The organism is Phycisphaerae bacterium (assembly GCA_035384605.1).
Taxonomy (GTDB): domain Bacteria; phylum Planctomycetota; class Phycisphaerae; order UBA1845; family PWPN01; genus JAUCQB01.
This window is the reverse complement of sequence record DAOOIV010000185.1, coordinates 1-5,845: the sequence shown is the minus strand read 5'-3', so window position 1 is coordinate 5,845 and position 5,845 is coordinate 1. Positions and strand designations below refer to the sequence as shown.

The 5,845-nt window shown below is 60.2% G+C and carries 3 protein-coding genes and 1 rRNA gene; 3 read left to right on the top strand and 1 reads right to left on the bottom strand.

What is annotated here, in order from left to right; genetic code table 11:
* Window positions 1-85: 85 nt before the first annotated feature.
* Window positions 86-1,408 carry a Gfo/Idh/MocA family oxidoreductase gene (locus PLL20_21330; protein ID HPD32544.1) on the bottom strand — a complete coding sequence of 441 codons (1,323 nt, stop codon included), beginning with the start codon at window positions 1,406-1,408 and terminating at the stop codon, window positions 86-88.
* Window positions 1,409-1,635: 227 nt separating this feature from the next.
* Here PLL20_21330 and PLL20_21325 point away from each other — a divergent pair, with 227 nt between their 5' ends.
* The 3 genes from PLL20_21325 to PLL20_21315 all read left to right on the top strand — a co-directional run.
* Window positions 1,636-2,823 carry a C39 family peptidase gene (locus PLL20_21325; protein ID HPD32543.1) on the top strand — a complete coding sequence of 396 codons (1,188 nt, stop codon included), beginning with the start codon at window positions 1,636-1,638 and terminating at the stop codon, window positions 2,821-2,823.
* Between the two features lie 25 nt (window positions 2,824-2,848).
* Window positions 2,849-3,916, top strand: coding sequence for an Mrp/NBP35 family ATP-binding protein (locus PLL20_21320; protein ID HPD32542.1), 1,068 nt, complete (start codon window positions 2,849-2,851; stop codon window positions 3,914-3,916).
* Between the two features lie 948 nt (window positions 3,917-4,864).
* Window positions 4,865-5,845 (top strand): 16S ribosomal RNA (locus tag PLL20_21315); the annotation flags it as partial.

Genomic DNA, 5,845 nt, shown 5'->3' with positions numbered 1-5,845 from the left:
CAGGCTGTCATCGGCAGGTCTGCGCCGCCTTCGGCGACTCCGACCTGCCCTACATGCTGACAACTCCTTCCTGAACCCTGAACGCTCACACCTCGACGGCAAACGTCGGCTTTCTCGTCTCCCACTTGCCCTTGGTGAAATCCGGGCACTTGATCGGGACACTGCCCTTGGCGATGGACTGTTCCGAGAGCGGCGTAATCACGCTCATCATCACCGAGTCGTAAACATCGATTGGCGTTTGCGTCTTGTTGCGGACGGCATCAAGGAAGGTTTTGAGCTCGATGTAGTCGGTTCCGCCGTGGCCGGCTGCCTCGGCCACCTTGCCGTGTGTGCGCCACCACTGGTGGTCGTACTGCTCCTGGTATGGGGCGAAAGGCTCCCACTGGTGATATTGCGGGCTCTTGCCCAGGATGTAGACCGTCGGTGGGTCCTCGCGGTACAGGCCGAGCGTGCCCTGTATCAGCCAACGGTTGTCGTAGGGTCGGGGCAGTTGCATGTCATAATTGATGACGATCGTCTTGCCCTTCTTCGTACGAATCACGCTGGTGACGATATCGCCCTGTTTGAATTGGGTCTTGAGGGCCGGATGATCCGGTCCGAAAGTGCGTTTGAAGTATTCGTAGATGCCCACCGGGTCGCTGGCGGTGGCGGTCAGGTAGTCGTAGGTGTCGCCGCAGTTGATGTCCATCCAGCTCAGCACCGGGCCGAGCGAATGGGTCGGGTACTGGTCGCAATTCCGCCGGATGAGATACTCGCCGCCCCAGCGTTTGTTGCCCTGTTTATCGTAGAACCAGTGGTCGAGGCAGTCGTGCGAGTGAGCGCAGTGGCAGTGGACGATTCGGCCCAAGAGCCCCTTGCGGATCATGTTCAGGATCGCGAGGTTGTCTCGGCGGAAGCTCCAGTTTTCGAGCATCATGCAGGGTACACCCGTTTCCTCATGGGCGTTGACCAGGTTCCAACACTGCTGCATGTCGATCGCGCAGGGCACCTCGCTGGCGGCGTATTTGCCGGCCTTCATCGCCGCGACGGCAATGGGTGCGTGCAGGTCCCAGGGCGTGGCGATGAGCACGGCATCGAGGTCGTCGCGAGCCAGCAGCTTCTTGTAGGCATCGGGGCCGTCGCCATAGGCGGCCGGCTCGGGCTGGCCGGCGTTCACAATCAAGCCCTTGGCAGCCTGGAGTGCGGCGGGGTTGATATCGCAGATGGCCGGCAGTTGCACGCCTTTCATGCTGAGCATTACCCTGGTCAGGCCGCATCCCCGCCCACCGGTGCCGATGGCGCCGATCCGAACGGTCCTTTGGGGCTGCTCCTCGGCCGCCCGGTTTGTCGCCGCCCCTAGCAGGGCTGTTCCGGCGGTCGCCGCCGTGGTCAACTTCAAGAATTCTCTGCGATCGAGTTGATTCGGCATGGTGACGAGTCCTTCCAGTGATTGCTCTTTTTCAAGTCGGCGTGTCCCGGCGGCATCTGCCGGGGCGGATGCGGGTATTATCTGCGGCTTGCGCGCGGCCGGCAATGCGTCCGATGATGTCGTGCAGGCAGGCCGTTGCGGCTATAATCCGGCGACGAGGCCGGCGCGGACGGTCTGAGAATGCCACATGGATGTTCAAGGCGATACAGAGAGGATGATTGCGGGTGATGAACATGTTGAGGTGCTGCCTGTTGGTCGCCGTCATTGCGGGGTGCGGCACGAGAGAGGCTCCGCCGAGTCTGGCGGATGAACATGAGGGTCCAGGCAACAAGCTGTACATGACCCCGAACGACGTTCATGCTCTGCTTCTGGACGAGACGGCGGAGGCATTTGAGCAGGGAACGCACTCGGGCACGATTGTCGTGAGCGACCCCTCGGGCGTCACCCTGGAGACGGAGCCTTCGAACGGGGAGCCCGCGCGCCCGCCGTTCAAGGGCGTGCACACGTCGCGGGTGATTGCTGCGGCGTTCCCGTTCAACGATGTTGTGCCTTCGTGGAACGTGGACTGTCCGCTGGGTGCGGGTTTCGTCGTGGAGCTCCGGTTTGGAAGAGCCGAGGGCGACTTCTGGACGCCGTTCTACTATCTCGGCACGTGGGGAACGGCGGAAATGCCGGCAGTCAAGATTCAGCACGACCGGAACGGCGACGTGGACACGGATTACTTCCGATCGATACATCGTTTTGACCGGTTGCAGTATCGCATTCACCTCTATTCGCCCAGAAGAGGACCGTTGCCGGTGCTGAGGCGGATCGGTCTGGCCTATAGCAATACGCTGAATGACGCCGAGCTGGCCCGCCGGTTCCGCAAGCCGATTGACCCTGGTCCCCGTGAGAAATGGGCCCGCCGATTGCCGGTGCCGTTTCGGAGTCAGAAGTGGGAGGCCAAGGAGGTCCGCGGAAGCGTCTGCAGCCCGACGTCGGTGGCGATGGTTCTCGAATACTACGGAGTAAGGCTGCCCACTTCTCGCGTGTATGAGCTGGTGTACGACGCCGAGTTCAAACTCTACGGCAACTGGGCCCGCGCGGTGCAGACTGCCTGCCATTTTGGAGTACCCGGTTACATCGAGCGTTTCGGCGACTGGGACGCGGTCAAACGGCATATCGTGGCCGGTCGCCCGGTGATTGCCAGTATTCGTGTTGACAAAGGCCAACTGCGCAATGCCCCGTATCGCGAGTCGAACGGTCATCTTCTTGTCATCACGGGTTTCGACGGGAAGGGCGGCGTGTGTATTAATGACCCGGCCGGCGGGACTCCGGAACAGGGCGTGATCACGCATCCCGTTGAGGACGTTGAGAGAATCTGGTTCCAGCGGGGCGGAGTGGGCTACGTGTTGCTTGGCCGGCCGCCGGAGTGACAGCTTCTATCGCGAGGTGCATTCCGTGAGCAATCCATCCTGCCTGACAAAAGAGCAGGTGTTTCAGGCGCTGAAGAGTGTTCGAGACCCCGAACTGGGTCAGGACATCGTTTCGCTCGGTTTTGTCAAGAATGTGGAAACTGGCGACGGTCGTGTTTGCGTGGAGGTCGAATTGACCACCCCGGCATGTCCCATGCGTGAGACCATTCGCCATGACATCGAGACGGCCGTGTGTGACCTGGGCGGCGTGACAGAGGTGGACGTGGAGTTCTCCGCTCGTGTTCGCAGCAGTCTGCCCGAGAAGTGCCAGTTGCCCGGCGTTCGGAATATCGTGGCTGTGGGGGCGGGCAAGGGTGGCGTCGGCAAGAGCACGCTGAGCGTGTTGCTATCGATCGGCCTGGCTCGCGCGGGGGCGAGGGTCGGGTTGCTCGATGCAGATGTTTACGGTCCCTCGATTCCCAAGATGCTGGGCATCGAGGACGCCCGGCCGGGTTACGAGAACGACAAGGTTTTGCCGGTCGAAGTCCTGGGCATCAAGGCGATGAGCATGGGCCTGTTGATTCCCCCGGCGCAGGCGGTCATCTGGCGAGGGCCGATGATTCACAATGCGATACGGCAATTCCTGGAGCAGGTCGAGTGGGGAGAACTGGACTACTTGGTGGTCGATCTTCCGCCTGGCACAGGCGACGTGCCGTTGACGTTGGCACAATCGATCCCGTTGACGGGGGCGGTCGTGGTATGCACGCCCCAAGCGGTGGCTCTGGCCGACGCGGCCCGGGCCGCGCGAATGTACGAAGCGCTGGGGGTGCCGGTGCTCGGGATGATCGAGAACATGAGCTACTTTATAGCCCCTGACACGGGCCGTGAATACGACCTTTTCGGCAAGGGGGGAGCAGAGGTTGCTGCCCGGGAGCTGGGTGTGCCTTTCCTTGGGGCGATTCCGATCAATGTGGCGATCCGCGTGGCGGGTGATGAAGGGACTCCCGACTCGCTTTTTCGAGGCGATTCTCAGGGCGTCGGCGATGCCCTGAAGCAGGTTGTGGAGGCCTTGGCCGCTCGGGTTTCGATTCGCGCGGCCCTCAAGCAGGCCTGACCAGCAGGTTTGCCGTCGTGAGGGATCGTCGTTGGTGGAGATATAAAGTCTTTTTGTTGCGATAGTTAGCGGAGTTGCGCTCTCGAACAGTGACTTTAATCTTTCTGGTGTGAGCGGCTTTGTTGTCCTGTAGGTGATCGGCGGCGGACCCAATGACTGGCGCGGCGTTGGGTTCGGGGTTGTGCCTGTTGTGTTTTTCTGCGGATGTTGGACACTCGGGTTTCCCACCCATTTCCGGGGTAGCCGAAGCGAAGTTCTGGGCCTTCGTTGTGTTTTGCGAGCTGCTGTAACCTTATGATTTAATAAGCTTTGTGAGTTGCGCGTGCCGGCTGAATCGCGACTTGACAGGTCCCCTAAGCGGGTGTATATTAAGCTGTTGACACGTAGGGTGTGCGGCACGGTTTTGTCGGTACTTCTTTTGCCTCGTTCCTGCCGGTGGTGCCCTGCGGGAGTAGGTGAGTGAACCACCGGGCCATCAGGCAGCGCAGGTGATTAGCGGGCCGGCTTTTTTTTCGCTTCTTGGCGCTGTCCGGTCGGCAGTGATCGGGTGCTGGGGGAAGGCGAGAAGATGAAAGAATCGTGGCCGCAGGCGGTCTTGACATTGTTGTCTTGGCTGCTATTATACGTGGCTCCCCGTGGGGCCGGCGGAAACGCAGCCCAACGAGGTGCGATTGCTCTTTGACAAGTGAACAGTGTGACAAACGCCGTGAGAACGTGTGGCGGCGGCGAAGCCGGAAACGGTTTGGTCGCTGCCGACAAGACACAGTCGGTCGGGAGAAGGTAAGCCAGATCTTCCGGTCGGCAAGGTGTGTAAGAGGTCGGGTATCTGCATAGCGGATAGCCGGTCTCGATCGACGTTCTCGTGTACAAACGAGTTCTACTCGATCAATTTCCTTTCATCGAAGCTCACCGGGCGGGGACTTCGGTCGCCGTCTGGGGCAACGATATAAAGTGAAGAGTTTGATCCTGGCTCAGAACGAACGCTGGCGGCGTGGCTAAGGCATGCAAGTCGTACGGGACCTTTGAAGTAGCAATACGACGAAGGTTTAGTGGCGGACGGGTGAGTAATACATAGGTAACGTGCCCTGCACACAGGGATAGCGGCGCCCCGCAAGGGGCTTTAGCGAAAGTGCCGGTAATACCTGATGACATCCAGGAGTCGCATGGTTTCTGGGTCAAAGGGTGGGGACCTTCGGGCCTGCCGGTGCGGGATCGGCCTATGTCCTATCAGCTAGTTGGTGAGGTAACGGCCCACCAAGGCTATGACGGGTAGCCGGCGTGAGAGCGCGACCGGCCACATCGGGACTGAGACACTGCCCGGACACCTACGGGTGGCTGCAGCAACGAATATTCCGCAATGGACGCAAGTCTGACGGAGCGACGCCGCGTGGAGGATGAAGTCCCTCGGGATGTAAACTTCAATAGTTTGTCAGGAAGCGAAAGGACCTAATACGTCCTTAGTTGACCATCAAACGAAAGGGGTGGCTAACTCCGTGCCAGCAGCCGCGGTAAGACGGAGACCCCAAGCGTTGTTCGGAATCACTGGGCTTAGAGCGGGTGTAGGCGGGACGGTAAGTACTGAGTGAAATCCCCGGTCTCAACCCGGGAACTGCTTGGTATACTGCCGTTCTTGAGGCAGGTAGGGGTCACTGGAACCTTAGGTGGAGCGGTGAAATGCGTAGATATCTAAGGGAACGCCTGTGGCGAAAGCGGGTGACTGGGCCTGTTCTGACGCTGAGACCCGAAAGCGTAGGGAGCAAACGGGATTAGATACCCCGGTAGTCTACGCCGTAAACGATGCGCACTAGGCAAGAGGGTTCTGACGACCTTCGTGCCGCAAGAAAACCGTGAAGTGCGCCGCCTGGGGAGTACGGCCGCAAGGCTAAAACTCAAAGGAATTGACGGGGGCTCACACAAGCGGTGGAGCAT